This window comes from Paenibacillus sp. H1-7 (assembly GCF_022354825.1).
Taxonomy (GTDB): Bacteria; Bacillota; Bacilli; order Paenibacillales; family NBRC-103111; genus Paenibacillus_S.
Map to the genome: position 1 here is coordinate 3,796,472 of NZ_CP031168.1, position 26,058 is coordinate 3,822,529.

Genomic DNA, 26,058 nt, shown 5'->3' on the forward strand with positions numbered 1-26,058 from the left:
CGTGTTATGGATGCACCGCGGGAGCAGGTGTTTCATGCATGGACAAGCCCTGAGCTGTTAGCTCGCTGGTGGGGGCCGAAGGGCTTTACCAATACGTTTCATGAGTTCGACTTGAAGCCCGGCGGCGCGTGGAGGTTCGTCATGCACGGACCCGATGGTACGGATTACCCTAATCATAGCCAGTTTGTCGAGATTGTGCCGTTGGAGCGGATCGTGTTCGACCATTTGTCGGGACACGAATTTCGGGTCACGGCCGCCTTTGAAGACTTGGACGGGCGTACCAAAGTCACATTCCGTCAGCTTTTTAAAGACGCAGCCGAGTTCGAACAAGCCAGAATGTATTGTTTGGAAGGCAATGAGCAAAACATGGACCGGCTTAGCAATCTATTGACCGGCGAGACTGTGAAAGATTGAATACTTAGCTATAAGCGGCCTGCTATACGTGGGCTGCTTTTTTTTGTGGAGGGCATTTAGCGGGAGGGAGATTCCAACGTATCAAGGACGCGGAAAGCTCGTTTGATAAATATGGGCTGTACCGTCTTTTTCTCCTACAAAATAGAGCTCCTTATGATCTTTGCTTAAAACCGGGGAGCGAAGCTTGCGAATGCCGTACTGGTTCAATCCAAGCGCCTTCGCTTCGGTCCATTGGCCGTCAAGCTGATAACTGACGTACAGGTCGTTGCTTCTGCCGAACAATAAGATGCTCTCGTCGCCGGATATATGCGGATAGCCGTCGATGTCGCTCGTATTGATCACCGGTCCGAGATGCTCCGGTTCCCCGTACGATCCGTTAACGAGCCGGGAGCGGTATATATCGTCCTTCCCATTACTGTCGGCACGAAAGGAGGTAAAGTAGACCGTACCGTTGTCACTGACGGACGGATAGTAGTAGAAATCGTCGGCTTTCAGCTTAGGAATGTCTAGCTGTTTGGGGACATCCCAGCCCTTATCGGTCCGCTCGGAGACCCACAGATTCAATGAGGAGGACGGAGCTGCTTGATCGGCTGCTGCGCGGAACGAGTGGAAGTATACTTTGCTTGCGTCTTTATTGAAAGAAGGTGTGCCTTCACTTACAGAGGTGCTGCTGAAGGAGGGAGCTGCAGGTTCGCTCCATTGCCCCGCCGCATTGAACGTGGTTTCATATATAGCGAATGATTTGCCCTTCACTTCCTCAAACAGCATTGTCTTTCGATCGGAGGTGAAGGTGAAGTTATCGATCTTCCTTTTCACTGCTGAACCGTTGACGAGTATTCTAGGCTCTTCGGCTTTTGAATTGCTTGTTGGTGCAGGAGACGGCTGCTGTTTCGCGCCAGAAGAAGCTGAGAGCCCATCTGGGGGCAGGTCGTTGCCGGTTCCGCATCCTGTTACAGTGATCCATAGTGAGGCCAGAGTGACTACTAATAAACATTGAACGTTTCGAATGGCCGTCGTCCCCTTCCTTTACTCTCATTCACCATCATTTCGTGTGATATACTGAACTATAACAAAATGGCATAATTGTAAAAAGAGGGCACTTTTTTGTAACAAGGGGGGTACCTATGGGAAAAACGGAATACCGCTGCTTGGTCGACGCTGCGCTCGAGGTGATCGGTGCCAAATGGAAGCCCTTGATTATCCATCAGCTTTGCCGCAGACCTCGTCGGTTTCGCGAGCTAGAGAGGGCCGTGCCGTTCATTACCAGAAAAATGCTTGTTCAGCATTTGCGGGAGCTGGAAGCTCATGGTATTGTTCACCGTAAAATTATCCCGGCCAAACCGGTTCTGGTCGAGTATTCGATAACCGACTATGGGACAACACTGTATCCCGTATTGCAGCAGCTATCCGATTGGGGTAGACAGCACTTGGAGCGCGATGGGGAAGGGTAACTGAAAATATATGACGTGAGGAGTGTCTCAATGACACCGTTTCAAATAAAAGGGATTGTATTCGATATGGACAATACGCTCCTCAAATCGAACATTGATTTCCCTGCAATGAAGCTGGAAACCTTCAATTATCTGGTTGCGAGCAAGCTGTTGCCTGAGGATTTTCCGGCACATGAGCATACTTCATCTTCATTAATGACCCATGTCCAAAGTTCAGGACTTTGGAACGGACAGCTGCAGAAAGAAATATGGGGCATCTTCACGAAGCATGAGCTTCTTGGCATGAAAGATGCAGAGCTTGAGCCTGGTGCGAGAGACTTGCTTCAGCGGCTGCATACCCAGCTTGCTATGGTCATTCTGACAAACAATTCTTACGTGGCGGCTTTGGCGGCGCTGCAGTATCATAGTCTGGATAAATATTTTGATTATATCGTAGCCAGGGAACAGATGGAGTTTATGAAGCCATCCCCCTGCGGCGTTTACACGATTCTAAGCAGATATAAGCAAATAGCTCCTGAGGAATGGTTGTCCGTTGGCGATTCATGGATCGACGGCAAAGCGGCTCAGGATGCGGGTGTTAAGTTCGTAGCATATCGGGGAAAGCTGGCGGAAATGAGCAGCCGAGGGGTAGTTCCCGCAGGGGCGATTCATCATCTCAGCGAGCTGACGGCATTTCTAGGTTAACTTGCGATTGTTATTTCATTGGTGTGCGTTACCTTAGTATCGTGCAAGGTGCATGCCTAGTATCGTGCAAACAATAAAAAAGACAACAAAAATCGTAATTTTTCACATCCACAGCAGCAGATAAGTGCAATACAATAGACTTTATGTAAGCGATACCCATATTCAGGCAGTTATTCTATCTATTGCGAGGAGGGCAGGTAAAGACTAATCGAGTGCAAATGGATATGCTTACTGATGAAAGGGCATACATAGACCTGCTCTGCAGGTCTTGGGTCTATGTCGCTATAACAAATGGACTAGCACAAGCTTAAACTGAAAGGAGCCATCTGCATTGAGTCTGCTGAAACGTGTAAAAAAAGCGACGTCAGTTGTATTAACGTTATTCTTCGTTTCGAGTACGGGTCTTATGAATATTCCTGTCGTATCGGCGGCACCATCCGGTTCATCTGCACCGATAGTGGATGAGGATTTTATCAAAAATTATGGAAGCGGTAACTCGGTTACTATCAACGCACAGCAGGACAGATCGCCTTATGATGTGTTTGGCCAAGCGTTCGGCACAGACAATCCGGTGGAAGGCGCTACTAAGACGGCAAGACAAATCCTAGGGGCTGAAGTCGAAAGACATGTCGCGAACATGTACGACTCTGCATTAGGCAAGAACGTGTTTAAAGTAGAAGTTAACGGTAACGACTGCTACACCTGCTATTTGCATGGTACGTCCTACAACGCTGCCACAGGCAAATTTGAAGGCGGGAACGACGACAGGCAAAGAATCGAGATTAGACCGGCCGAAGAAAGCACAAATTGGATTGGCTTGGAAAATGAAATTACTGCGTTCAACTGGAAGCTGAAAATCGATAAGGAAATTACGAAGCCGGACGGATTTTTTCATATTTTCCAATACAAGGCTTATAATTCGACCGGAGATGTCAGCGATAAGGCTTTGCATGATTCCGTCAATTATCCGAACTTTAGAAGCTCCGAGGACGGAAACCCGATTCTGACGTTTACGATCTCTTCGTCCGCCAAACAAAATCTTGAATTCCGTTATGCCGATATCGGTACGGATGCGGGTCAAGAAGTATTGTCTTCGATTCCTCTCGATTCCGTTAAGGACAGATGGCTCGATATTACGGTGAAAATTCTTAATTCCGAATCCGGTTGGGTTACCATGGTCATGAAGGACGCTTTAACCGGGGAAGTGCTGAGAGAATACAATGATCCGGACCGGATTCTTGATATGTGGAGACGTCCCGAGATCAAATATAACAACCAGACGTTTGAAGGACCATATTCTGCCGTCGAAAAGATGCTGAACCGTCCGAAATGGGGGATTTACCGTAAAGCGGACAAGTCGAACCCTAATGTCAAGGACGCCAAAATTTATCTTGCCGATATGACGCTGTATAAATCATCTACAGTGGCTTCGCCTGTGAATCTTGCCTACAACAAGAAGGCTTATAATGTTGGTGATACACAAAAAGCTAATTTATTCCAATTAGCTAACGCAAAGGCGGAAAGGCTTACTGACGGCGTACAAAAGGATCCCGTTAAATATACGAATTTGAATGTGCCTCAGAACAATTTCTCCTCTCTGGGCGATTTGAGCTGGATCGGTACCGATAGCTCGAAAAAGGGAAATGTTGTTATCGATCTGGGCAAGCCTATGAGCTTTAATCAAATTAAGTTGTTTGCAAAAACAGAAAGATTAAAGTATGTAAATGTATCGTTGTCCGATGATGTGAATGATCACACAGAGGCAGAGATACCAGGCATTTCATTTACACCAATAAAGGAAAATGAAAATATTTATTTTAACCCAGACAACAACAGCGGAAATGATTCGGCTGACAAAGAGTACTTAATCGATCTTGGGAAGACCTATACTTCCCGGTATGTTAAGTTTTATTTTGAAAATGGTGCCGGGTCTAATAGTACCAATAGCGGAAGTAATCCTACCTTCACTATGACAGGGCCGCCACGTTTGACGGAGCTGGAAGTGTACAATGCGCCACTAACTCCGCAAAATGTAAAATTAACTTACAACGGCGGTTCAGAAGCAACGCTTTCTTGGGATCAAGTACCTGCCGATAAATTCATTATTTACGATAATAGTAATCCTTTGGCGGAATCAGCGTCGAATACGTATAGACTGACGAACTTGGATCCAGGAGCAACGTATAATTTGTCAGTGGCGACCGTAACAACCGATACTTATTCCCGCAAATGGATGAAATCGCCGAAGAGTATAGTCGAAGTACTTCAAACTACCGGAGATCCTATCATTCCGAATCCACCGGCATCGGTTGCGGCATCCGGCATAACGGATAAATCAATCACAGTCAATTGGGAACCCGTTGCAGACGCCGAAAGCTACCGGGTTTCGCTGGTTACCGACGCACTTGAGAGAGTCATAGCGGATAAATACAGCACGAACACCAGCTATACGATCAAGGATCTGTCTCCCGGCACATCATATAAAGTGAAAGTGTACTCCATACGAAGAGGCGCACCTTCTACAGCAGCTGCCGAAGTGCAGGTTACTACTACGGGGCAACAATTCCCTTCCGATAACCTGTTGTTCAATAAAGAGGTTCAGTACCCGAGAGTATGGAACGACGATACGAGCAGCTATGGAGCGCAAAAGGCTCTGGACAACGAGGAAAGCTCACGTTGGGTTGCGATCAAAGGCTCCACTACCTCATGGATGATGGTTGATTTTGGAGCTGTATCTCCTGTCAATGTGCTGGAGTACTACAGCTACCAGAATAAGCTGAAGAAAGTTTCGTTCTATTATGCTACGGATGCTGAGGCATTTACGAATCCGGAAAGCAGCAAGTGGATCAAAATCCTTACCGATGACCGGGTAGCTCAAGGCAAGTATGGCAATCCAAGCATCACCAAAATTGCCGAGAGCATTAAACTTGACGCACCTGTCAACGCGCGATTCATCAAATTTACGGTGGACGAAGTCGACGGCGATATTAACGTCAACGAAGTGAAAGCTTTCGGACCTATTGCCTTTACGGGGAAATCGTCATTACAAGCAACGGAAAAAACGGATACCAGTATTGGACTTAACTGGGCCGGAGCTAATACAAACATGCCGGTTGCAGGCTATGACGTATATAACGGCAATACCAAATTAACAACTGTAACTTCCGATGTGTATAGCTACTCGGTCACCAATCTTACTCCAAAGACCGATTACACCTTCAAGGTTAGAGCGGTAAGCCAGTCTGTATACGGCTCTAGCTATTCTCCATATGGTGAATTGACGGTTAATGCAACTACATTGCCAGGATCAGGTACAGATCCAGGGACGAACCCGGGCACGGATCCTGGGACGAACCCGGGCACAGACCCAGGGACAAACCCAGGTACAGATCCAGGGACGAACCCGGGAACAGATCCTGGGACGAACCCAGGCACAGACCCAGGAACAAACCCTGGTACAGATCCAGCCATCCCAGCGCCATCAGGGCTTGCAGCAACTCCCGGGAACGGACAAATCACATTGTCGTGGAACACTGTAACCGGTGCGACCTATTACAATGTGAAGCGCAGCACGACTTCAGGCGGAGCCTATACGGCGATTGCTTCCAATGTAACAACGAATGTGTACACGAACACTGGCTTGACGAATGGCGTGAAATACTACTACGTTGTGACTGCTGTCAATGCTAAGGGTGAGAGTGTTATCTCGAGTGAAGTATCCGCTACACCAAATCAACCGGGCCGCAATAGAAGCGGCGGCGGAGGCGGCGGTGCTGCAGTAACGACGCCAACCGTTCAACCGGCGAATGACGGTGCACAATTCCTGAATGTTGAGCCCGTCATTGAGAAGGGGAGCGACGGCAGGAATATAGCAAAAGTAACATTGGATGCAGCGGCGATTTCCAAAGCTATCGAAGCTTTGACAAGCAATAGCGCATCCAATCAAAAAATCATTATCGAAGCCAAGAGCGGAGATGCCGCAACTGCCGCATTCCAGCTGCCTGCACAGCAGTTAGCTGATGCTTTGGCAAAGCTTCCTGCTTTGAGCGTTTCCGTAAAATATGGCGATGTAACCTATGATTTGCCAATCGAAGCGATTGATTTCGCTGCACTTGCCAAATCGCTTGGCGTCGAAATGAAGGATCTGAAAATTACCATTACGATGGGCAAAGTTGCCGACAGCACGCTTGGAACCATTACCTCAACAGCAAAACAAGCCGGATTGACGCTGCTCGCCGGTGCTACAGATTTTCGGGTTACGATAGAAGGTAACGGCAAATCGGCCGATGTAACTGATTTTGGCCTCAACTACGTTACAAGAACGATGAATATCGGCAAAGCGATAGATTCAAAGAATGCAACAGCAGTACTGTACAATCCTTCCACAGGAGAGTTCAGCTTTGTACCGGCTCTCTTTACAGGAACAGGCAGCTCGACACAAGTATCGATTAAGCGTCCCGGCAACAGTATTTACACGGTCGTTGAATCGAACAAAACCTTTGCGGACCTGAGCAGCCATTGGTCCAAGGCCGATGTAGAGCTTCTGGCATCGAAGCTTGTGGTTAAAGGAATGACCGATACGAGCTTCACGCCGGACAATCGGATTACCCGTGCTGAATTTGCAGCAATCCTCGTCCGCGGATTGGGTCTTTCCGACAGCAGCGCTGCCAAATTCTCCGATGTGAAAGCAGCGGATTGGTATGCCGGTGTAGTCGGAGCGGCTGCCAAAGCAGGCTTGGTTGACGGCTTCGAGGACGGCACGTTCCAGCCTGGAGCCAGCATTACCCGCGAGCAGATGGCCGTCATGGTAACAAGGGCTATGAAGCTTGCGAACAAAACCGCAGCAGCTGATGCCAAAGCATTGGACAAATTCAATGACCAGCAAGCTATCAGCAGCTGGGCTAAGGAATCGGTTGCCAAATCCGTAAAAGCGGGCATTATTAACGGCATGACGGATCGCACCTTCGTTCCGACAGCCAACGCAACCCGTGCAGAAGCGGCTGTTATGATCAAACGCTTTCTGCAATTTGCTGAAATGATGAATTAAAGGGCTAGGGAGAAGTGCCTCTTTTCGCTGTGAGCGAGGAGAGGTACTTTTTTTGTCTAAATATAGTAATGAGAAAAATAATTCGCGCTGCTGAATCACTGACATGCAGCTGTCAGTATTCTCCATTTACAATGACAATAGAAACGACAAGAAACAAATTAAACAGACGTTATTTATCGAAAAAAACCATCATTCCAGGAGGGAAATGAACGATGAGTACAAACACATTACGAGGGCTTTCCACAATCAGCTTTTGGGCGGAGGATCATGCGGCAGCAAAAAAATGGTACGCCGAGCTATTAGGCATCGAGCCGTACTTCGAACGGCCGGGATATGCCGAGTTCCGCATCGGTGATTACCAGCACGAGCTGGGCCTGATCGATAGCCGATACGCTCCAGCCGGTTCAGCCGCAAGCCCGGGGGGTGCCATTGTCTATTGGCACGTTGACGACTTGGCAGCAACGTACGAGAGGCTGCTGTCCTTGGGAGCCAAGCCATATGAGGCGCCGACAGAGCGCGGCGTTGGATTCGTCACTGCGTCTGTAGTCGACCCGTTCGGGAACATCTTGGGCATTATGTACAACCGGCATTATTTGGAGGTGTTAGGAATTCGAGAATCTTAAGATTGGCAGGCCGGAAGCGGTCTGCTTATTTTTTTGATAAAAAACCTTCAAGCATAATGACATGCATTCACTGTTTCTGACATTGGCTGATAACCGGTTATTGTTTAGTATGGGGTTAAGAAATCCGCAACCGTCGAGGGAGAGAGGAAGTAAACGTCCATGAACAAACAAAAGAAGCAACCGAATGTACTATTTATTATATCTGACGACCATCGCCATGATGCGATTCATTGCGCCGGCGATTCGACCGTCCATACTCCTCATTTGGATGCGTTGGCTGCAGGCGGGGTACGATTCGCGGGAACCCATATTATGGGCGGCTGGAATGGTGCGGTGTGTGTACCGTCACGTGCTTGCGTGCACAGCGGGGTATCCGTGTTCCGATGCGTGGAAGGCAATACTATTGCGCCTCAGCTGGCACTGTTACCGGAAACGCTGCGCAGCGTTGGCTACCATACCTATGCTGTCGGCAAATGGCATAACGACCGGGCTTCATTTAACCGCAGCTTCGCTGGGGGAAGCCGGATATTTTGGGGAGGAATGAGCGGTCACTACCATGTGCCGTTGCATGATTTCGACGCTAGCGGCACCTACTCCAAGGAGAACGCTTATTATTTGGACAGCCATTCACATTCAACGGATGTATTTACCGATGCGGCGGTAAGCTTCCTGGAAGCTTATGATCAAGACAATCCTTTTATGCTGTATTTAGCCTACACTGCGCCGCACGACCCAAGGACTGCTCCTGAAGAATTCCGAAGCATGTACCGGGATGAAGACATTCCGCTGCCGCCTAATTTTATGCCGGAGCACCCCTTTGATAATGGAGAAATGAAGATTCGTGATGAGGATTTGGAAGCGTATCCAAGAACGCCGGAAGCTATAAAGCGGCATATAGCCGATTATTATGCAATGATCTCCCACATGGACGATGGAATAGGAAGAGTGCTTCAGACGCTTCATGAACGCGGCTTGATGGACAATACAATCATCGTCTATACTGCCGATCATGGGCTGGCGGTAGGGCAGCACGGGCTTATGGGCAAACAAAACATGTACGACCATAGCATACGTATACCGCTCATTATGAAGGGCTGCGGAATCCCAGAGGGGATAGCCGTCACCGGCTTGACGTATCAAATCGATATTTTTCCGACGTTATGCGATCTGACGGGAACGCCGATTCCAGCTACTGTGGAAGGGATGTCTCTGCTGCCCCATATGTCAGGAAATAGCAAGGAGATCAGAACGACGGTAGGCTCCGCCTATAAGGACATTCAGCGTACGATCAAGGATAATCGCTGGAAGCTCATTCAATATCATCCCGATCAAGGAGTACATAAGGGGGAGAAGCTGCAATTGTTTGACCTGCTTCAGGATCCTTGGGAGACGAAGGATCTCTCGGATCAGCCGGATTATGACCAAATAAAGCAGCGGCTGGTTCATGAGCTGTTGAATTGGAGAAGGTCGGCAGGTGATCCATTGCTGCAATAATGGTGTTCACATTAGTTAATGCTTTGCACGGATGACGGGGAGTAGCCTCTGTACTTTTTGAATTGCTTGGAAAATGAATAGGGGTCGGGATAGCCGATAATGCCCGAAATTTCTTTGACCGACTGATTGGAATGCTTCAGCAAATACTCGGCATATTCCATCATTTTCATCAGCTGATATTCCTTTAGAGGCATTCCTACCGCTTCGTGAAACATTTTGGAGCAATAGCTTGGGGACAAGCCGGCAACCTTCGACAGCTGCTGAAGGGTGAATCGTTCCGTCGGGTGGTCGTTCAAATACTCCTTGAGCTTCCAAATTCCGGGATGCATAAGCTGTCCGTTAACTAACGTATGGTATTCGCAATAAATTTCAGCCAGCGTTTTGGATATGGCGGCATGGCAAAGCGTATCCTTGGCTAAGGACGGCGGATATTGATGATAACGATGGATCGATTCAAACAGGCTCTGAAAATGAACGGCATTCCGGGGAGTAAAGCAAAAATGAAACGGCTTGACCTGTGATTTTATAAGGACTTCTTCATTAGGAGCATAGTATCTGAACCGGATCGGGATGATTCTGAACGAGGAGTCCATCTTGCGAAACGCATGGTGCCGGATGTCATTCATTAGGAACAACAGATGATTTTGGGTCAGCTCTATGGTCTGGTCCTCCACTACATAAGCGCCGGCTCCCGAAACGACATACAGCATATGGATATCGTCCAGCACCCGTTCCGGAATAATCCAATTCGAATTGATACTAAGCGTAACATTGTAGCTTGTCATGATCCGGAATATATAGGGCTGCACCATCACTTCCTTCATCAATGCCTCTAATCCATCTAATGTATTTGCTGAATTGCTCTTTTTTGACATGATTCATCTACCTCCATGCTCGTCAAAATCATACTAACGATCCGCTATTTCCTTGTCAATACAAATCATTGTTTTTTCTGATTGGGATATCCGGCAAAAGCTTGTGATGATGTGCAATATCTGTTTTTGACATGGGTTGTCATACAAACAGGAGGGTCGGAAGATGATCAATAAGTGGATTAAGGTAAATGCCTATCTAGTTACTGTCTTCGTGCTGCTCAGTGGATGTACCTCGTCCAGCCCAGGCGACAGTTCACAAGAAAATCAACCGGCGGAGGGGCAGGTCAGTGATGCCGGAGTGTTCCCCATTACCGAGAAACCCGCCACACTCAAGGTTATGGTAAAAGCGAACCCGCTTGTCGAGGATTTCGCTGCGAACCGGTTCAGCAAATGGCTGGAGGAGAAGACGAATATTAAGGTCGAATGGGAGGTTGTCCCTGAGAAATCGGCGCAGGACAAGCTGAATCTGGTGCTGGCCAGCGGCGATTATCCCGACGTTATTATGGGCTTCGGCGTCAGCCCGGCGCAGCAGTTGATTTACGGAAGTCAGGGAGTGTTTCTCCCGCTCAACAAGTATATCGACCAGTATGGTGCGGAAACGAAAAAAATGTTCCAGGAGAACGACTACATCAAAGGGTTGATCAGTGCGCCGGACGGTAATATTTACAGCTTGCCTCAGGTCAATCAGTGCTACCACTGCTCCGTTCCTAACAAGATGTGGATTTATAAGCCTTGGCTGGATAAGCTCGGTCTTAAGCTTCCGACGACGACGGATGAGTTGTATGAAGTGTTGAAAGCGTTTAAAGAGAAGGATCCGAACGGAAACGGAAAAGCGGATGAGATCCCTCTGGCGGGATCTATCATTGGTGGCTCTCAGATTGATCTGTTCCTGATGAACGCTTTTATTTACAACAATTCCAATCATCTTCTGCTTCAAAATGGCAAAATCGATGTTGCCTTCAACAAACCGGAGTGGAAAGAGGGACTGCAATATTTACACAAGCTGTACACTAACAAGCTGCTGGATCCTCAAACGTTCTCGCAGGACGACAAGCAGCTGAAACAGCTCGGGGAAAATCCGGACGTTCCGATATTGGGAGCGGCACCTGCTCAAAATATGGGGGTATTTACCCAGTTTTTCGGTTCAAGCGGCAGATGGCTGGAGTACGTTGCCGTTCCTCCATTGAAAGGGCCGAAAGGGGTACAGCTAGCATCAAGCGACCCGTGGGGGATATCCGGCGGCACCTTCGTCATTACGAATAAAGCCAAAAATCCGGCTGCTGCCTTCCGCTGGGCCGATGCAATGTACAATCGGGAGATGACGTTAAATTCCGTCTTCGGCAGAATGGATCAGGAATGGCGCTGGGCGGAGAAGACGGAGCTCGGCATCGATAATAAACCGGCCATATGGAAGCGTCTTGCCAGCTTCGGACAGGTTCAAAATATACATTGGGCGCAAACAGGCCCATCTTACCGGTCCAACACGCTGCGCTTAGGCGAGGCGATGGATCCGGAGAAGCCGAATCAGGAGATTTTGTTATATAACGAAACCAAGTCCAAGTATGAGCCCTATCGTCAGAAGCAGGAGCAGGTGGTTCCGCCGTTGTTTTTCAACAGCGATCAATCGGCGGAAATTGCGGACCTGCAGAAAATCATCGGCGATTACGTGATGGAAATGATCGCGAGGTTTGTAACGGGAGATGCCGATTTGACTAAAGATTGGGATGCCTACCTGAAAACCTTGGACGGCATGAATGTGAAGCGCTACATTCAATTGTATCAGGAGGCTTATGACAGCAGGTCTGTGAAAAATAGCGGAGCACATAGGAAGCCCGGCGCATACAAAGCGTCTGGGCTTTTAAATTTGCATACTTCGACTAAATTTGCGCCTGCCCAATAAGACTTTTATATCTTACGAATCATTACTTTAAGGATAATAACGAATATGATAAAGCTTGAGTCGTGTTCTTTTGGTACGGTAATTCAGCAATATCAGATATCTCCAACGGGGTTTACATAGTGGCGAGGCAGCGGAAGCTCTGCGGCGGATATCGCCGAATTCATGAAGGAGGAGTGTGGTAAGCCAAAAGGAAGGTGGGGAAAGTCTGTACGGTGCGGTTGCTATTGGCTGTCGGTATGTCCGAATGAATTATCTCATATGGAGGGAAGTTCTGTGAGAATCTTTAGAAAGACCGCTATTCTTTTTATGGCCCTTTTGCTGTCGCTAAGTGTAGTTTGGCCGGCATCTCAAGCCCTTGCAGCCTCTATCACCCGGTTCTACATCTTTGACGCGGGTTCGTATTTGATCGCCGGTAACGAGTACATACCTGTATTTGAAAGCGACAAAGGTTTTATGACATCCGTGGAGTATGTCAAGTACGAATATTCCACCGATAACGGCGCAACGTGGATTAACCTTCCGACATATAGTCCGAAGGGTTACATGATGGACTTTTTTAGGCTGCCTATCGATCCGCAGCTCATCTCGGCCAAGTTTCGAGTCAGCGCCTATTATTCGCCTCTCATCGGGGCAAAGAGTTATTCCGAGAAAACGATCGGACCATACAAGATCTTACAGCCGGCGGATCCATCCGATCTCACGGCTACACCGAATGACGATGCTACGGTAACGTTAAAGTGGAACGATAATTCGAATATGGAGTCTTATTATCAAATAACCCGGTACGGTCCTGACGGCACAAAGACGTTTGAAGTCAACGATACAATGAACCGCATTGGTCCGATTACTTATGTAGATAAGCAAACGAATAAAGATAAGAGCTCGGTTTATGTTTACACGATATCGGCAATCATCGATAAATATAACTTACCGGACAATCTGCAGCCCGGGAATGTCAATGTTATTGCCAAAACAAAGGTGCCTTTGAAGGAAGCGGATTTGTTCCGTCTGGACCTTAATACCCCTATTGCAAGCTTAGGTACGGAATACACTTATCTGCAAAAATTTAATATCCACAAGGTTGCAGACCTCAATAAAGTGGCTGTGAACAGTGTCAAGCTGGATAAACCGGCCATGATTTTTAAAAAAGGAGAGCGAGGAGCATTGACGGTAACGGTGGTTCCTTCCTCCGCGACGAATCGCAATGTAGCATGGAGCAGCGATAATCCTGATGTTGCCGAAGTAGATTCCAAAGGCAATGTGACGGGCAAAGCTGCAGGCTCGGCGAAGATATCTGCAAAGACCGAGGACGGGGGATTTACGGCAGTAAGCGTAGTGACAGTCATCGAGGTGCCGGATTTGAAAATCATTCAGCCTAATTTAGGAAACGGAAAGCTGATTTATGACCCTGACATCATCCAGTCCGCTCCAAATGCTGAAATGGACATGATTAACCTTCAGCAAGTCGTGTCTGAACGGCAGGAAGCCTTGGAGCTTGCAAGGAAATTGAACGAATCTTTGAATGAAACTACAAAGGACATTGTAGGCAATATCAGCGGCGGCGGTGCTATTAACGCAGCTTTCGTCTATATCAGCGATGAAGCCGTCACGCTAAGAGTGGGCGAGAACAGACAGGTGACCGCAATGGTTGCTCCTCCTGATGCGACGAATCAGAGCGTGAGCTGGAGCAGCAGCAATCCTCAAGTTGCCGAAGTGGACAGCAACGGCGGCATTACGGGCAAATCGAAAGGTACGGCGACTATAACCGTGCGGACCGCTGACGGCGGATTCACCAACAGCTGCGAAGTAACGGTAGTGAATAACTTGACGGATGTATCCGGTCATAAGGCGAATACGGAAATTATGTTAGCGATGACACAGGGCATCGTGAGCGGCTATCCGGATGAAACGTTCCGTCCGGACGGGGATGTTACCCGAGCCGAATTTACCGTAATGCTGATGAATGGAATTCAGCCGGGTGCGGCATCGACCGAGCTTGCCTTCAAGGATAAAAACAGCATCGGAGACTGGGCGCAGCAGCCGGTGGCTCAAGCAGTGCAGCTTGGCATTATTAGCGGATACGATGACGGTACGTTCCGTCCGGATGCGAAAATCACTCGTGCGGAAATGATTTCGATGGTGATCCGCGCCTCCGGCTTGGAAACGGAGGAAGGACAGCAGAGCGGCTTCACAGATCAAGCCGATATTCCGGACTGGGCGAAAAAAGCTGCGAATACGGCAGAACAAACGGGTATTATTATTGTCGGAGGTCTGCCTGAGAGTAAATTCGCGCCTCAGACGTTGTCTACCCGTGCGGAAGCCGCTTCCGCTATCGTCAGAATGCTCATGATCAAGAAATAACGGATAAGCAGATTTGAGGAGACAAAAAAGACCTTTACCGGATTGCCTGGTAAAGGTCTTGCTTTTACGATCCTATTTATTCTCTGGAATTCTGATTTCCAGCTCGCTTAAATAATGGTTCGTGGAGGCACTTCTTGGCTCCGAAAATTCGACCTCCGCCGATTCGGCATATTTTCCGATATAATTGATTCTTATCTGCATCGGAATAGGCGCATGACCTTCCGGCAGCCATCTGGCCGTAGCCGTGTACTTGCCGATCGGTACTTCATCGATACCAAGACCGCCTAGGACAGGGCCAACACGTTTGGTTATCGTTTTGCCGCTGTTGCCGTCGAGTAACGGACCCACAGGGGTGAGCGTTATCTCTACATCGCCGATAAGGAACTCAGGCAAGGAGGTATCATAGGTCAAGTAAGGATAAATATAAATTTGCCCGTCGAATTTGGTCCATGTAAAATCCTTGACGGCTCCGGCGCTGCCTGCGAGCGGCTGATCGACGTCGGCGGTTAGCCGGAACTTGTAGTTTTTGCCGTTAAACGACTTCACCAGATCGGCTCCCATCCGCCAGGAGGTGGCTACCTGCGGCAGCTCAATCCGGTAATGCCCCGACTCGTCGGTTACCCCCAGGACGTTGCTGTTGTAGAGCAGGGTGTTATCCGCATAAACCGTAACTCCGGGCACAGGATTGCCTTTTGCGTCGCGGATATAGCCTTTTACTACATAAGGCTCTATTTCCTCTTTAGCCGGTTCGGGAGTCGGGTTTGGAGCCGGATCATCGGGCTCGGACACAACCTCGCCTTCATCAATCTGAATCGTCGCCGTACTGCCGTTACTGGAATATGAGACCTCGTATCCGCTATTCTCGGCTACAAAACGCAATGGAACCAAGGTGCTTCCATTAATAATCTGGGCTGGTATATCCAGCGGGACATTATTGCCGTTTACTTTTGCAGTCGTACTACTAATGGTCAGCTCAATATTGAGGCCATCCTTAGTGCCGATCGCTTGCTGAACCGTTCCTGTATCGACCCATTTGACGGCAAAGCCAAGGGCTTCGAACAATTTGCGGAAAGGGACCAGCGTCGATCCGTCCTTAAGAATCGGTTTGGCATCGTCGAACATAAGCTCCTGCCCCTTGAAAAATACATGAATCGTCGGACCTTCCGCAGGTACAGGCGGCGGTGGAGTAGGAGTCGGAGCAGGCTGCCCTGATCCCGGATTAGGAGTAGGGGTAGGAGTAGGAGTAGGCTGCCCTGATCCAGGTTTCGGCGTAGGAGTCGGCACTGGCAGTCCCGAGCCCGTATTCGGCGCGGATGCTCCCCCAGCCGTCATCGGCTGCTTATATTTGATCGGCTTGGAAGTAACCATGCCCTGCGGCGTCTCGATTTCCAGCACATAATATTGCGTTTCCTTGATCGTCCCGTTATTGCTGGCGTATAGATCAAATGCAAGCTCTCCGGTGAACTCGCCTACAGGTGCATTTACCTCTTTTTGAAAACCTGGATTGATAATTTCGTTCTCATACGTGGTCGCTCCGTTTGTGCTTGTGACCGGTTTGTTCCGCACCATCCCAAGCAGCCAGCCAGTAGTAGCGCGGTTTGTTCTCCATACTCCTTGATCATTATCATCCCCGTAGGCATCCGTAGACCGCAGAACTACGGATTTTATTACCGTATTCTGCGCTAGACTGAGCGTTAGCTTGAAGTGGCCGTCCTTATTGCCCTCCGGCGTGAAATCCGCTGCACCGACAATATCGGAAGCCGTATCCAGCAGGCTGAATTCCTTGATTTGCACACCGGTCGAAGTCTCGCCGAATGCGCCCGCGAGTCCGGGTGCGGCAAGCGCTCCTGCCAGTACCGTGCTCAGCACAGCATTACGTATGTTTTTGCGCAAAATGTACATGGTTTGTGGTTTCCTCCTTGATATCTCTTTTCCTTGTAATTGCCCTAGTGGCATGCCGATCCTTCCGTTACATCATCATCCTCCCGAATCTGCGGTGTTTTTTGAAATGCACAATCAAGTATGACAGCTTAAGCCGAGAAACTATATTATCCAAAAGAGTACTTTCCGAGTACAAAAGGATACTTTTTCATGTTAACTTGTAAGTTAATTAATAAACATCGTGTTGACGCAAATCGGGAATCGAGTCATAATTGAAGCAAGTACGGAGGGGATGGGGTGGACAGATGAGCACGCCTTTTGTAAAAAGCAGAGGCATTCTCTTTTGGAAAAACTTAGGTTTGGTCCTGTTGATAACCAGTATCCCGATAGCCTTGGCAGGTATGCTGCTGTACACGTTCGGAACAAGCCGAATCGAAGCCGAAATGAATAGATCACATCAAAACCAGTTAAACATGTCGATTCAACAATTGAATGATTACCTCGCGAATTTGGAGCATTCCGTCGTTCGGCTGGCATTTGACGGGAGCTTCGACGAAACGTTAAAGCAGCTCGATTTTGTCCAAGACTTCTCTAAAACAAACGAAATTATGAAATCGTTCTCATTGATGACAGAATCCAATTCACTTATCAGCAGCGTTAATTTGTATATACGAGATTCGGGTAAATTGATTAGCGACGAGATAGGGTTCCAAACCATCCGCTCGGAAGAAGACATCAAGCTGTTGGACCATTTATTGGAGAAGGAACAGACCATTTATTGGAACTATAGCTTGAGAAAGATCAACTCCCCGGATTCCAATCATAAAGCGATCATTATTAAGCTGCCCGGAGGACAATTGTACGGTTCCTTTGGCGCTGTCATCATTTATTTGAATCAGCAAACATTGGATACGATGGTACATAAGCTTGTTGCCGGTGAAGGGGTCTCTCTCTTATTTAACGAACATGGAGATTATGTAACCGCTCCCAACCCTGTTGCAAGGAACCAGGACCGTCTCAGTCTGGAGCAGGCTTTAAAAGAGAAAATCAGTACCGAGAATGCTCCGGAAAGCATGTTCAAGTACGAATGGGGAGGCACAACCTACTCCGTGTCGTTTGGCAAAATCGCTAAGCTGGGCAGCAAATGGACCGTCGTCTCCGCAACGCCTCTGTCCCAGGTCACCGCTCCGGTCACGGATTTATCCATGCTCATCCTGTGGATCAGCGTGATTGCATTAACCATCGGCTTGCTGCTGTCATGGTTTGCATCCAATACGATGTATGCGCCTATTATTCGCATTAAACATCTGTTCGAGGTACCCAAAGACGGGAAGAACGAGGGGAAGGATGAAATATCCTTCATTGAGAATCAATGGAAACAGTACTTGGAAGAATGGAAAACGCTTTCTAACCGGGTCAAGCAATCGATTCCGGCGCTTCGCGAGAGCTTTTTGCTGCAGTTTCTTCACCATAGCCTGAGTAATCATACGGCCAGAGAGCTATTCGATAAGCTGAAGCAGCTGGATTGGGATGTAGAGGGGCAAAAGTTTGCCGTAATGGCCGCCCAATTGCATGGGTTATCGGAAATGGGAGGGAAATGCACGGACCGGGACGATCAGCTGATCACCTTCGCCGCGTCGAATATTCTCATGGAGCTATGCCCGGTTGAAATGAACAAAGTCCATGTCATCCATTTTCAGGATATGTCGGTTGGAGCCTTTTTTGCTGTCGATCCAAAGCTTTCGAATGACGAGATCAAAGCTTTGCTCAATAAGCTCTCCCACGATTATATTGCTGCGGTGAATAACGTGCTGCGGCTTCGAGTCACTATCGTAACCGGAAAAATATCCGATTCGATAACGGAGATGCCCCATGTGCTTGACCAGACGAGAAAGGCATTGCGTTTCCGGGATCTTCATACGTCCAATCAACTGCTGGACATGAATCAAATCCGGGTGGAGCCGACCCACTATAAGCGCTTCCCGACGGACTTGGAAAGGGAGATCGTGCACGCGGTAAGCTTGGGTCTGGAAGAGGAGGCGGTAACGCTCATCCGAAAATTCATGCAGGAGCTGCAAAGCAGCGACAGTACGGAATTCATGGTGCATCAAGGAATGATGAAGCTGCTCGGATCGATTCACGATACCATTCTGAGGCATGACGTAAACCTGTACACATTATACGAGGGTACGCATCTTTATGAGGAATTAATGCATTTAACGGAAGCGGAGCAAATCGTGGAATGGTTTCAATTTAAGCTGATCCGGCCTTTTATCAAAACGCTGTCCGTCGCTTACGACAACCAGATGCGGGAGCTGATGGACCATCTGCTGATGCAAATTCAAGACGAGCTTCTGAGCGACGTGTCGCTGGATAAGTATGCAGAACAGCTGAACATGAGCCCTTCCAAGCTGAGTAAAGTGTTCAGACAAATTAACGGAGTGAATTTTATCGATTACATCATCCGGCTTCGGATAGAAAAATGTAAGGAGCTGCTGGTGCATACGGATATGAAAATTAACGATATGGCGGAGCTGCTGCAATACCAGGCATCCCATCTGATCCGGTTGTTCAAGAAAAGCGAAGGAATCACGCCGAGACAATACCGTGAAAAGCATCGGGAGCGGGATACCGCAGCTTTATAACCAACCATACAATCCTTCCAACCGCTGTTTGGAAGGATTTTTTTGCCTTGATCTGCAGACGGAAAAAAAAGACGATAACCGGAAATTTTTCGCGGACATAGCGAAAATTTATTATTATTGCAGTATGCTTGGAAGCGCTTTACATTGAGCGTATCGGCTTTGCCATCATTGGAGCATGTGTCTCGGGAAGGAGGGAGATGTCAAAGGCCAACGAGCATGCGGCAAGCAGAATTGGATTTTAAGCACATCATAGAAGCGGGGTGAAAAAGCAAATGTCGGCACATGAAACCAAGCTTAGGTCTTACACAATGGTGAAGAAGAAGAGCAAGCTGATGCTTTGGTCCGATCTGAGACGCGATAAGTATTTATACTTGCTGGTTTTACCCGGAATCCTGTACTTCCTTATTTTTAAGTATTATCCGATGTGGGGCATTATCATTGCCTTTCAGGACTACTCTCCTTATCTGGGAGTGTGGAAAAGCGCCTGGGTCGGAATGGAGCATTTCGTCCGATTTTTTACGAACCCGAGCTTTTACGTCTTGTTCCGCAATACGATGATGATCAGCCTACTGAGCTTAGTCTTCTTTTTCCCGCTGCCTATCCTGCTAGCCTTAAGCATGAATGAGGTAGGCAACAAGTTATTCAAGCGAACTATCCAATCTATCGTGTATTTACCTCATTTTCTGTCCTGGGTCATTATTGCAGGGATTACGTTTTTGCTTCTGTCCCAATCCAACGGCATCATCAACCTGCTCCTCGAGCGGATGGGATACGCCAAGATTGCTTTTTTAACCAGTGAGAACTATTTCTGGGCACTTCTTACCGGGCAGAACATATGGAAGGATACCGGGTGGGGTACGATCATTTTTCTCGCTGCGATCACGGGAATCGACTCCCAGCTGTATGAAGCGGCCAAGATCGACGGGGCGAGCCGTGCAAGGCAAATATGGCATATTACGCTTCCGGGAATACGGAATGTCATCATTATTTTGTTGATTTTGCGGCTGGGGCACATTATGGATGTCGGCTTCGAGCAGGTGTTTTTGATGTCTAACGGAGCAGTAGCGAACGTTGCAGACGTGTTCGAAACGTATGTGTACCGGAACGGGATCCAGCAGGGGCAGTTCAGCTATACGACGGCTGTCGGGCTGTTTAAGTCCGTCATTGGACTTGTGCTGGTCGTATGGGCCAACTGGACAGCCAAGCGGTTTGGCGAAGAAGGCGTCTATTAAGGAGGGGCGTCGAGTGTAAAGGAGGATGAATCGCATGAGAGAAAGTCTGGGAGACCGGATTTTTAACATCACCAATATCGTGCTGCTGATTATCGTTGCCCTCGTTACCTTATTTCCTTTGTACTATGTGTTTGTCGTTTCCTTCACAGAGCCCGGCGAATTCGCCGATAAGAACGGCTTTGTGCTGCTGCCGAGCCGATGGAGCACAGGAGCTTACGAGTATTTGCTCTCGACCTCGGCTTTTATTAGGGCTACCGGAGTCAGCGCCTTTCTGGCCACGGCAGGAACCTTACTCAGCCTGATGATCACATCGGCGTTTTCCTTCGGTCTTTCCCGCAAAAGACTGCGTGGCAGAAACATCATGCTGTTCATGGTCATGTTCACCATCCTGTTCAATCCCGGTATCATCCCCGTTTATTTGCTGGTCCGGGATTTGGGACTCATTAACAGCGTATGGTCGCTGATCATTCCGGTCCTGACGAGCGGCTGGTATGTCATCTTGATGAAAAGCTTCTTCGACAGTATTCCGATCGAGCTGGAGGAAGCGGCCATGATTGACGGCTGTAACGAGCTTACGATCTTTTTTCGGATCATTCTTCCGCTATCAGCCGCATCGCTGGCAGCGTTCGGATTGTTTTACGCGGTGGCTTACTGGAATACGTTCTTTAGCGCAGTCTTGTACATTAACGATTTTACCAAGGTGCCGCTGCAAATCGTATTGCGCAACATGCTGATCGATTCGGATACGGCGGTGGGAGGGGCGTCCGCAGTAGAGATGGCTTCCGATAAGCAGCTGCCTACACAGACGATCAAGATGGCTGCTGTGGTCATATCTACGCTTCCCATCCTGATAGTGTACCCGTTCCTGCAAAAGCATTTTACGAAAGGCGTCATGCTCGGATCCGTCAAAGGATAATACAATATGAGGAGCTGTTACGATGAAAAACTTTAACGAACTGGATGCAAGTTGGCGTATTGAAAAAATAGAGCAAGTAGTGATGAAAGGCGAACGCAGACGATTGGCCGGATGCAATGCAAGACTTGGGGTACACGGCAAAGAAGTCAGCTTCCCAATGCTGAGCATTACGATAGGCGGCATTACCGGCTACGGCTGGTCGAGAATATCCAAAGAGAATGCAGCGGCTTTGGTCGGCAGCCGAGTCGGCGACATCTTCTCCGAGGAGCAATGGATCGACGACCGGTTCCAGGCGATTCAGTTCCCGCTGCTGGATTGGCTCGGACAAGTAAGAAACCAGCCGGTATACGAGCTGCTGAGCGGAACAAAGACGACGTCTCCTTTGCTGGTTCCCTGCTACGACACCTCCTTGTACTTCGATGATCTCCATCTTGCCACGGATGCCGAAGCGGTTCGGCTGCTTCAGGACGAGGCGATGCAGGGGTATAATGAAGGCTTCCGCGGCTTCAAAATTAAAGTGGGACGCGGGGCGATGCATATGGACTTGATGGAGGGAACTAGAAGGGACATCGCCATAGTCAACGGTATCCGGGAAGCCGTGGGGCCGGCATGCAATATTTCCATCGATGCCAATAATGGATATAACCTGAACTTGACCAAGCATGTGTTGAAAGAAACGGCGCAGTCCAATCTGCTGTGGATTGAGGAAGCATTCCATGAGGATGACCGGTTGTACCGCAATCTGAAGGAATGGATGGCCGAGCAGCAGCTGAACGTGCTCATTACCGACGGCGAAGGCTTGGCGGCGAAGCCGATCGTGGAGTGGGCGGAGCAAGGATTGATCGATGCCATTCAGTATGATCTGAAGGACTACGGAATTATTAACTGGTTAAAGCTCGCCGAACGGCTGGCACGAAGCGGAGTCAAGGCGGCACCGCATAACTACGGCGGTTTCTATGGCAATTATGCATCAGCCCACGCGTATCCGGCAATCAAAGGCTTCCTATTCGTAGAGTGGGATGAAGCTCAGGTTCCCGGAATCGATACGTCCGGCTACTCGATTAGTGACGGTAAAATATCCGTTCCGCAAGCTCCGGGCTTCGGATTGCACGTCGACAAAAGCTACTACGACAATCAGGTCCGTGACAACGGATGGAGTGTATAGCTGTCCCAGCCTACTAATTTCGAGGAGAGATGATTCCTTATGAACATTCGTGAGCATCGATGGTCCCGTAAGCCCGCTATACTGGCCGTTTCTTCCGCTATGCTGCTGTCTGCCTTTACAACCGCCTGCACATCGTCCACCAGCTCTCCGCCAAGTGAGGGAACGACTCCGAAGGAGGCTGCACCCCCTTCCGGCAAGCCAACGGAAATCAAGATCATGGTGGACTATACTATCGCCCAGCCGCCTTCTCCGGAAAATCCGGTACTGAAGGAATTCGAGAAGAAAACCAATACGAAGCTGACCGTTCAATGGGTGCCGGGAGGAGATTATTCGGACCGGGTCAATGTGGCGCTGGCAGCAGGGGATATTGCCGATTTAATCAAAATTCCAAGTATAACGACCCCGCTGTTCCGCCAAATGGTGAAACAGGGAGCGTTTTGGGATTTGACGCCTTATGTCAAGGACTATCCTAACCTCATGGCTCTGGATCCTAAGATTTGGAACAATACCAAAATTGACGGTAAAAGCTTCGCCGTGCCTGCAGGAAGGCCGTTGGACGGGGGCGGATTCTTCTCAATCCGCAAGGATTGGCTGGATAAGCTCGGACTGAAGATGCCAACGACGATGGATGAGCTGTATACTGTGATGAAAGCGTTTAAGGAGAACGCGCCGGACGGGAAAAAGGATACCGTCGGCTTCACGATGCGCAGCGCGCAAATGATCGAAGAGGTGTTCACCGGGACGGTTGGCCGATGGAAAGAGAAAGACGGCAAGCTCGTCAATATGAACCTCGAGCCGGAGGTCAAAGAATCGATTGCCTTCCAGCGCAAGCTGTACCAGGAAGGGTTAATCCCTCAAGACTTCCCGGTGCTGAAAGAAACCCAATACTGGGAGCTCGCCACAAGCGGCCGAGCTGGAGTTACTGCGGAAACGCCGGAAGCGCTGTTCCGATACACCATGGATCAATGGAAGAAGGATCCGAAGGTAGAGTGGACCCCATTGGTATCCTTGGCGCCTAAAGCGGGAGGGAAGCAGTATGTCTCTCAAGGCTCCGGCATGAACGGCGTATTGGCGATACCCAAATCCGTACCGGAAGCCAAGATGAAGGCGATATTGAGCTTCATCAACTATGGCTCCGGCGGCGAAGGTCTGGATTTGACTCTATACGGAATAAAAGATGTCCATTATTCGGTAGCCGACGGCTTGAAGATAGCTAACGACAAAGCGGTGGCGGATAGCGTAGGAACCGGCTCGTGGGGAAAAATGTTCAGTACGCCTGTCGTAGACCTATGGCAATATGCAGCGGGCATGCCTAAAGAGATTTACCAGCGTAATATGAAAATCGCGGAGGAGCGTTCGAAAATATCCGTTGGCGATCCGGCGATCGGGTTGGTCTCAGAGACGGATCTCAAGATGGGCGCGGATTATACCAAGAAAATTGCCGATATGAAGACACAGGTTATTATCGGGAAAATTCCGATGGAGGAATGGGATAAATACGTTGAGACGCTGAAAAAGGATGCCAACTATCAAAAAATTACAGAGGAAATAAACGCGGAATATCAAAAACGCAAATCTGCCAAATAAGAGGTGCAGGCAGACTAGGATGAACAAAGCAAACTGTTTGACTGCTTGGAGCAGTTCAAACGGTTTGTTTTTGTTTACTGAAATCCCGGAGAAGTAATACTCCAGTTCGCGCATCCCAGAATAGATATTTTTTTGGCAAGTGAACAAGAATATCTTATTTTTCAACAAATATTACTGAGTTTTCAGCATAGACACCCCTAATTAATCGGAGCTATGATAAAAAGTGTAAGGGTTTACAAACAAAATGGGGGACTTGAACATGAAGATGAAACAGATTGCGCCGGTAATGTCGGCCTTGCTTGCCGTAACGATGCTGGCGGCATGCAGCAGCAAAGGGAATGAAAGCGCTACAAAGGAAACGGCTGTACAGCCCGTCGTAGATATGACGAAACCGGTCACGTTGACGGTAGCTTCCGGTTTGGGCATGAGCCTGGAGGACTTCGACAAAAGCTATGGCGATGACATTCGGAAGAAGTTTCCCAATGTTACATTAAACTATATTGCGCGCGGTCAAGGAACCACGATACCCGAGCTTATCGCTGCAGGAACCTATCCGGATCTGGTGTTCGGCGTGCTATCGGATGTCGATAACTACTTGATCAACCTGAATTTGCACATGGATATGGCGCCGCTTGCCAAGAAGCACGGATATGATCTTGGGAGGTTCGAGCCGGGCTTGCTGGATGCGATTAAGACGACGACGCCGGAAGGCAGCCTCATCGGTCTGCCGATGCCTTATGGCGGAACGCAGGTTATGTTTTACAACAAATCCATCTTCGATAAATTCGGCGTGCCGTACCCTAAGGACGGCATGACTTGGGATGATACATACGACTTGGCGAAGAAAATGACACGTAACGAAGGCGGCGAAATTTATCGCGGGTTCAGCTCGTTCTACGGCGTCGTGCTTCGCGATAATCAGCTGTCGGTTCCCTATCTCGATCCGAAAGCCGATAAAATGTACAATCCGGAGAAATGGAAGGAGCTGTTCCTTAACATTTCCCGATTCTATGAGATTCCTAACAATATGAGAGCGGAAGGAACTTCGCAAACTACGGAAGCGGCTGCGTTCGGCGCTACGCAGAAGGTTGCATTGACCGTCACCCAATTCGGCGCGTACAGCGGTCTTCCGGATGAGATGAACTGGGATATGGTTACCATGCCGACATTCAAGGAAGCGCCTAATACGTCCGGGATGGTCACTGGCTCCAGCGCTTACTGGTACATCACGAAGACGAATCAAAATCCGGATATGACCTTCAAAGTTGTTGAATACTTGCTGTCGGACGAAAGACAGATCGCGGAAGCGAAGTCGAAAGCGAACATGCCGTCCGTTAGGACGATCAAAGATTTGGATAAGATTCTGGGCTCCGAGATGCCTAAGCTGAAAGGCAAGAACATGGCAGCCGTTACAACGATGAAGCCTGCGGCCGTTCCACCGGCTCGTTCACAAGGACTTGTAGGCGCCAACCTGAATGAGTTGAAAAAAATCGTTGAGGGTACGATCAACAAGCTTATAATCAACAAGATCGATATCAATACCGCGCTTCGCGAAGCGGAAGAAGCGATGGCGAAGCAGGTCGAAGCCAAGAAGAGTCAATGATGGATAACAAACCGCCGGGTAACCCGGCGGTTTGTTGCTTTTTGCAGTTTCTTTTGCGGTAATGGGAAAGTACATTTTCGTTTGCATTACAGACATTAAGTATCTATAATGTAGTTTATGAGGATGAGGGAATGGGCGGCATATATAAAAGCTGGGATCGCTCAGGAGTTTTCCAAAAAA

17 protein-coding genes are annotated in these 26,058 nt (G+C 48.7%); 14 read left to right on the top strand and 3 right to left on the bottom strand.

The genetic code is table 11. From position 1 onward, the window contains the following. Positions 1 to 6 precede the first annotated feature (6 nt). Complete coding sequence (locus DVH26_RS16935; RefSeq protein ID WP_239635399.1) at positions 7 to 414, top strand: SRPBCC family protein; 408 nt, start codon at positions 7 to 9, stop codon at positions 412 to 414. Positions 415 to 495: 81 nt separating this feature from the next. On the opposite strand, the gene DVH26_RS16940 is transcribed toward DVH26_RS16935, so the two are convergent. Continuing rightward, on the bottom strand, positions 496 to 1,230 hold the full coding sequence (locus DVH26_RS16940; RefSeq protein ID WP_239634943.1) for a TolB-like translocation protein: 735 nt from the start codon (positions 1,228 to 1,230) through the stop codon (positions 496 to 498). Between the two features lie 308 nt (positions 1,231 to 1,538). Between DVH26_RS16940 and DVH26_RS16945 the strand changes: the two genes are divergently transcribed. The 5 genes from DVH26_RS16945 to DVH26_RS16965 all read left to right on the top strand — a co-directional run bounded on the left by DVH26_RS16945 (position 1,539) and on the right by DVH26_RS16965 (position 9,713). Beyond that, a complete protein-coding gene (locus DVH26_RS16945; protein ID WP_239634944.1) occupies positions 1,539 to 1,865 on the top strand; it encodes a winged helix-turn-helix transcriptional regulator in 327 nt (108 codons plus the stop codon). Positions 1,866 to 1,895: 30 nt separating this feature from the next. Further along, positions 1,896 to 2,549: an HAD family hydrolase gene (locus tag DVH26_RS16950; RefSeq protein ID WP_239634945.1), complete on the top strand. Its 654-nt coding sequence runs from the start codon at positions 1,896 to 1,898 to the stop codon at positions 2,547 to 2,549. Between the two features lie 331 nt (positions 2,550 to 2,880). Further along, on the top strand, positions 2,881 to 7,596 hold the full coding sequence (locus DVH26_RS16955; RefSeq protein ID WP_239634946.1) for an S-layer homology domain-containing protein: 4,716 nt from the start codon (positions 2,881 to 2,883) through the stop codon (positions 7,594 to 7,596). 212 nt (positions 7,597 to 7,808) lie between these two features. After that, positions 7,809 to 8,219 carry a VOC family protein gene (locus DVH26_RS16960; protein WP_239634947.1) on the top strand — a complete coding sequence of 137 codons (411 nt, stop codon included), beginning with the start codon at positions 7,809 to 7,811 and terminating at the stop codon, positions 8,217 to 8,219. 159 nt (positions 8,220 to 8,378) lie between these two features. Further along, complete coding sequence (locus tag DVH26_RS16965) at positions 8,379 to 9,713, top strand: sulfatase family protein (RefSeq protein WP_239634948.1); 1,335 nt, start codon at positions 8,379 to 8,381, stop codon at positions 9,711 to 9,713. An 11-nt stretch (positions 9,714 to 9,724) separates the two neighbouring features. Here DVH26_RS16965 and DVH26_RS16970 read toward each other — a convergent pair whose 3' ends face one another. Next, positions 9,725 to 10,588, bottom strand: coding sequence for a helix-turn-helix domain-containing protein (locus DVH26_RS16970; protein ID WP_239634949.1), 864 nt, complete (start codon positions 10,586 to 10,588; stop codon positions 9,725 to 9,727). A gap of 163 nt (positions 10,589 to 10,751) precedes the next feature. Between DVH26_RS16970 and DVH26_RS16975 the strand changes: the two genes are divergently transcribed. Together DVH26_RS16975 and DVH26_RS16980 are read left to right on the top strand one after the other, a co-directional pair. Further along, a complete protein-coding gene (locus tag DVH26_RS16975; RefSeq protein WP_239634950.1) occupies positions 10,752 to 12,488 on the top strand; it encodes an ABC transporter substrate-binding protein in 1,737 nt (578 codons plus the stop codon). Between the two features lie 273 nt (positions 12,489 to 12,761). Further along, a complete protein-coding gene (locus DVH26_RS16980) occupies positions 12,762 to 14,849 on the top strand; it encodes an S-layer homology domain-containing protein (RefSeq protein ID WP_239634951.1) in 2,088 nt (695 codons plus the stop codon). Between the two features lie 72 nt (positions 14,850 to 14,921). Here the strand turns inward: DVH26_RS16980 and DVH26_RS16985 are convergent, their stop codons facing one another. Next, on the bottom strand, positions 14,922 to 16,751 hold the full coding sequence (locus tag DVH26_RS16985) for a stalk domain-containing protein (RefSeq protein WP_239634952.1): 1,830 nt from the start codon (positions 16,749 to 16,751) through the stop codon (positions 14,922 to 14,924). A gap of 284 nt (positions 16,752 to 17,035) precedes the next feature. On the opposite strand from DVH26_RS16985, the gene DVH26_RS16990 reads away from it, so the two are divergent. The 6 genes from DVH26_RS16990 to DVH26_RS17015 all read left to right on the top strand — a co-directional run bounded on the left by DVH26_RS16990 (position 17,036) and on the right by DVH26_RS17015 (position 25,878). Then, positions 17,036 to 19,375, top strand: a complete 2,340-nt coding sequence (locus tag DVH26_RS16990) for a helix-turn-helix domain-containing protein (RefSeq protein ID WP_239634953.1) — start codon at positions 17,036 to 17,038, stop codon at positions 19,373 to 19,375. Between the two features lie 308 nt (positions 19,376 to 19,683). Further along, positions 19,684 to 20,607 carry an ABC transporter permease gene (locus DVH26_RS16995; RefSeq protein WP_239635400.1) on the top strand — a complete coding sequence of 308 codons (924 nt, stop codon included), beginning with the start codon at positions 19,684 to 19,686 and terminating at the stop codon, positions 20,605 to 20,607. A 34-nt stretch (positions 20,608 to 20,641) separates the two neighbouring features. Continuing rightward, positions 20,642 to 21,523, top strand: a complete 882-nt coding sequence (locus DVH26_RS17000; RefSeq protein WP_239634954.1) for a carbohydrate ABC transporter permease — start codon at positions 20,642 to 20,644, stop codon at positions 21,521 to 21,523. A 22-nt stretch (positions 21,524 to 21,545) separates the two neighbouring features. Then, complete coding sequence (locus DVH26_RS17005; protein ID WP_239634955.1) at positions 21,546 to 22,688, top strand: enolase C-terminal domain-like protein; 1,143 nt, start codon at positions 21,546 to 21,548, stop codon at positions 22,686 to 22,688. Positions 22,689 to 22,727: 39 nt separating this feature from the next. Further along, positions 22,728 to 24,275: an extracellular solute-binding protein gene (locus DVH26_RS17010; protein WP_239634956.1), complete on the top strand. Its 1,548-nt coding sequence runs from the start codon at positions 22,728 to 22,730 to the stop codon at positions 24,273 to 24,275. A 259-nt stretch (positions 24,276 to 24,534) separates the two neighbouring features. Continuing rightward, entirely contained in the window at positions 24,535 to 25,878 is a 1,344-nt protein-coding gene (locus DVH26_RS17015) for an ABC transporter substrate-binding protein (protein WP_239634957.1), read from the top strand. Positions 25,879 to 26,058: the final 180 nt, after the last annotated feature.

Excerpts from the sequence above, each read along its gene's own strand:
- DVH26_RS16935 (WP_239635399.1), top strand. The coding sequence starts at position 7 with ATGGATGCACCGCGGGAGCAGGTGTTTCATGCATGGACAAGCCCTGAG.
- DVH26_RS16945 (WP_239634944.1), top strand. The coding sequence starts at position 1,539 with ATGGGAAAAACGGAATACCGCTGCTTGGTCGACGCTGCGCTCGAGGTG.
- DVH26_RS16950 (WP_239634945.1), top strand. The coding sequence starts at position 1,896 with ATGACACCGTTTCAAATAAAAGGGATTGTATTCGATATGGACAATACG.
- DVH26_RS16960 (WP_239634947.1), top strand. The coding sequence starts at position 7,809 with ATGAGTACAAACACATTACGAGGGCTTTCCACAATCAGCTTTTGGGCG.
- DVH26_RS16965 (WP_239634948.1), top strand. The coding sequence starts at position 8,379 with ATGAACAAACAAAAGAAGCAACCGAATGTACTATTTATTATATCTGAC.
- DVH26_RS16970 (WP_239634949.1), bottom strand. The coding sequence starts at position 10,588 with ATGTCAAAAAAGAGCAATTCAGCAAATACATTAGATGGATTAGAGGCA.
- DVH26_RS16975 (WP_239634950.1), top strand. The coding sequence starts at position 10,752 with ATGATCAATAAGTGGATTAAGGTAAATGCCTATCTAGTTACTGTCTTC.
- DVH26_RS16985 (WP_239634952.1), bottom strand. The coding sequence starts at position 16,751 with ATGTACATTTTGCGCAAAAACATACGTAATGCTGTGCTGAGCACGGTA.
- DVH26_RS16990 (WP_239634953.1), top strand. The coding sequence starts at position 17,036 with ATGAGCACGCCTTTTGTAAAAAGCAGAGGCATTCTCTTTTGGAAAAAC.
- DVH26_RS16995 (WP_239635400.1), top strand. The coding sequence starts at position 19,684 with ATGGTGAAGAAGAAGAGCAAGCTGATGCTTTGGTCCGATCTGAGACGC.
- DVH26_RS17000 (WP_239634954.1), top strand. The coding sequence starts at position 20,642 with ATGAGAGAAAGTCTGGGAGACCGGATTTTTAACATCACCAATATCGTG.
- DVH26_RS17005 (WP_239634955.1), top strand. The coding sequence starts at position 21,546 with ATGAAAAACTTTAACGAACTGGATGCAAGTTGGCGTATTGAAAAAATA.
- DVH26_RS17010 (WP_239634956.1), top strand. The coding sequence starts at position 22,728 with ATGAACATTCGTGAGCATCGATGGTCCCGTAAGCCCGCTATACTGGCC.
- DVH26_RS17015 (WP_239634957.1), top strand. The coding sequence starts at position 24,535 with ATGAAGATGAAACAGATTGCGCCGGTAATGTCGGCCTTGCTTGCCGTA.